We start from the raw sequence: 231 nt of genomic DNA, 5'->3' as shown, positions 1-231 counted from the left end.
AGAGGGTCAGGGTCGCGTGCAGCAACTGATGTTGATCAACATTACCCACCAGGCAATCGGGTGCCAGATGGCATTGCTGGCAAGCCGCTGCAGCCAAGGGGTCATAAATCAAGCCACCGTCAGCCAGACTCTCGCGGCTACGCAGCCAGAGCGGCTGCAAGAGTGCAGCCGGAATATGATAGCGGGCAGATTTAGTCATTATCGTCATCGTCTACAAGGTGATACCTTGAT

The 231-nt window shown here is 55.0% G+C and carries 1 pseudogene; it reads right to left on the bottom strand.

Going from position 1 to position 231, the window contains the following annotated elements:
* A pseudogene (locus ACYP03_RS28300) lies at positions 1 to 199 on the bottom strand (class I SAM-dependent methyltransferase); the annotation flags it as partial.
* Positions 200 to 231: the final 32 nt, after the last annotated feature.

It is taken from the genome of Photobacterium sp. R1, assembly GCF_054600795.1.
The sequence above is the reverse complement of the archived record's forward strand: the minus strand, read 5'-3'. Positions and strand labels throughout refer to the sequence as shown.